The sequence below is a fragment of the Nitrobacter sp. 62-13 genome (assembly GCF_001896955.1).
In the GTDB taxonomy this organism is placed as follows: Bacteria; Pseudomonadota; Alphaproteobacteria; order Rhizobiales; family Xanthobacteraceae; genus Nitrobacter.
This window is the reverse complement of record NZ_MKRN01000058.1, coordinates 1-2,363: the sequence shown is the minus strand read 5'-3', so window position 1 is coordinate 2,363 and position 2,363 is coordinate 1. Positions and strand designations below refer to the sequence as shown.

Sequence of the window (2,363 nt, the reverse complement as noted above, 5' to 3'; positions counted from 1 at the left end):
TCAGCGCGTTGACGTCCCAGGCGAGGAAGTGGATGGTCTTTCCGGTCAGGCCCGGCGCCGCCGCGAAGATGGTGTCGAAATCGGTCGAGCCGACCAGCATGAACACCGCGAAGATGCCGAGCGAGAAGCCGAAGTCGCCGACCCGGTTGACCACGAACGCCTTGATCGCCGCCGCATTCGCCGAGGGCTTCTGATACCAGAAGCCGATCAGCAGATAGCTGGCGAGACCGACGCCTTCCCAGCCGAAGAACAATTGGACCAGGTTGTCCGACGTCACCAGCATCAGCATCGCGAAGGTGAACAGCGACAGGTAGCCGAAGAAGCGCGGACGGTTCGGATCCTCGTCCATGTAGCCGATGGAATAAAAGTGCACCAGCGACGACACCGTGGTGACGACCACCAGCATCACCGCCGTCAGCGTATCGACCCGCAACGACCATCCGACCTGGAGATCGCCGGAGGAAATCCACGAGAACAGCGCGATCCGCGCGTCGTGATGCATGAAGCCGACGTCGACCAGCGCCATCCATGACAGGGCCGCGGACGCGATCAGCAGGCCGGTCGTGATCAGCTCGGCGGCGCGCGATCCCGCCGCCGGTGGTTCGCTGACGTGATGGTCATCGTGGCCGTGGTCGTCGCCGTGTCCATGATCGTCATGCGCTGTCGCCGCGTGCGCATGACCATGGTCGCCGTGATGGTCCACCGTGTCGCCGCTCGGGTTGCGCCGATGCGCGCCCACCAGTGCAATCAGCCCGGCGAGGATCGCGCCGATCAGCGGCAAAAAGACGATTGCCTCGATCATGCACTCACCTCGTGCAGCATGACCCCGCGGCCAATGGATCCATTGGTCGGAAAGAGCCGGTCCTCGCTTTTCCGGATCATGCTTCAGCCCTTCATCAGATTGACGTCCTCAACCGCGATCGAGCCGCGGTTGCGGAAATAGACAACGAGAACAGCAAGGCCGATCGCAGCCTCCGCCGCAGCGACCGTGAGCACCAACAGCGTAAACACCTGTCCGACGATGTCGCCCAGGAACACCGAGAACGCCACCAGATTGATGTTGACCGCCAGCAGGATCAGCTCCACCGACATCAGGATGACGATGATGTTCTTGCGGTTGAGGAAGATGCCGAGAATCCCGAGCGTAAACAGGATCGCGCCGACCGCCAGATAGTGACCGAGCCCGATCGTCATTTCACCCACTCCGCCGCGTCAGCGTCCTGCAGTCCCTGCCCGGAGGCGACCTGGCGCACCCGCATCGCCATCTCGGGCGTCCGGGCGTTCTGGACATTGATGTCCTGCCGCTTGACGCTTTCCCTGTGCCGCAGCGTCAGCACGATGGCGCCGATCATCGCCACCAGCAGCACCATGCCGGCGAGCTGGAAATAATGAATGTACTTCGTATAGAGCACGAGGCCGAGCGCCTCGGTGTTGCTCACTTCGCCCGGAATGGCCGCCGTGATCGACTTCGTGACCGTCGGCGTGAGGGTCCAGCCACCGACCACAAGCAACAGTTCCAGCAGGAAGATGGCCGCGATCACCATGCCGAAAGGCAGGTATTCGAGAAAGCCTTCGCGCAGTTCGGCGAAATCCACGTCGAGCATCATGATGACGAACAGGAACAGCACCGCGACCGCGCCGACATAGACCACGATGAGGATCATCGCGAGAAATTCCGCACCCATCAGGATGAACAGTCCGGCGGCGTTGACGAACGCCAGAATGAGAAACAGCACCGAATGCACGGGATTGCGCGAGATGATGACCATCGCGGCGGACGCGACGCACACGCCGGCGAACAGATAAAAGAACAGCGCGGGAAGGATCATGCCCTCACCTCACCGGTACGGCGCGTCGAGCTCGATCGCTTTCGCGATCTCGCGTTCCCAGCGGTCGCCGTTGGCGAGCAGCTTGGCCTTGTCATAATAGAGTTCCTCGCGGGTCTCGGTCGCGAATTCGAAATTCGGCCCCTCGACGATGGCGTCGACCGGACAGGCCTCTTGGCACAATCCGCAATAGATGCACTTCACCATGTCGATGTCGTAGCGCACGGTGCGCCGCGTGCCGTCGTTGCGGCGCGGGCCGGCCTCGATGGTGATGGCCTGCGCCGGACAGATCGCCTCGCACAGCTTGCAGGCGATGCAGCGCTCCTCGCCGTTGGGGTAGCGGCGCAACGCATGCTCGCCGCGAAAGCGCGGCGAGATCGGATTCTTCTCGAAGGGGTAATTGATGGTCGGCTTCGGCTTGAAGAAATAGCGCATGGTAAGGAAGAAAGCCGACACGAATTCGGTCAGCAGAAGCGAACGGGCTGTTGCATTGATACTCATGGCAACCTCACTTCGGCGCGATGCCGGCGAACTGCA

At 62.0% G+C, this 2,363-nt stretch carries 4 protein-coding genes; all 4 read right to left on the bottom strand.

Annotated features, from left to right (window positions below; translation table 11 throughout):
- A partial coding sequence (locus BGN91_RS06085) for a proton-conducting transporter membrane subunit (protein WP_292611441.1) occupies window positions 1-802 on the bottom strand: 802 nt, incomplete at its 3' end.
- Between the two features lie 83 nt (window positions 803-885).
- A complete protein-coding gene (nuoK, locus tag BGN91_RS06080; RefSeq protein WP_292611439.1) occupies window positions 886-1,194 on the bottom strand; it encodes an NADH-quinone oxidoreductase subunit NuoK in 309 nt (102 codons plus the stop codon).
- The gene (locus BGN91_RS06075; protein WP_292611437.1) at window positions 1,191-1,829 is read right to left on the bottom strand and encodes an NADH-quinone oxidoreductase subunit J; all 639 of its coding nucleotides are present in this window, start codon (window positions 1,827-1,829) and stop codon (window positions 1,191-1,193) included. Before BGN91_RS06075 ends, nuoK begins: the two co-directional genes overlap by 4 nt.
- 9 nt (window positions 1,830-1,838) lie before the next feature.
- The gene (gene nuoI, locus BGN91_RS06070) at window positions 1,839-2,327 is read right to left on the bottom strand and encodes an NADH-quinone oxidoreductase subunit NuoI (RefSeq protein WP_292611435.1); all 489 of its coding nucleotides are present in this window, start codon (window positions 2,325-2,327) and stop codon (window positions 1,839-1,841) included.
- Between the last annotated feature and the right edge of the window lie 36 nt (window positions 2,328-2,363).

Bases quoted from the DNA above. Each gene is read 5' to 3' on its own strand.
- nuoI (WP_292611435.1), bottom strand. From the start codon at position 2,327: ATGAGTATCAATGCAACAGCCCGTTCGCTTCTGCTGACCGAATTCGTG.
- BGN91_RS06075 (WP_292611437.1), bottom strand. From the start codon at position 1,829: ATGATCCTTCCCGCGCTGTTCTTTTATCTGTTCGCCGGCGTGTGCGTC.
- nuoK (WP_292611439.1), bottom strand. From the start codon at position 1,194: ATGACGATCGGGCTCGGTCACTATCTGGCGGTCGGCGCGATCCTGTTT.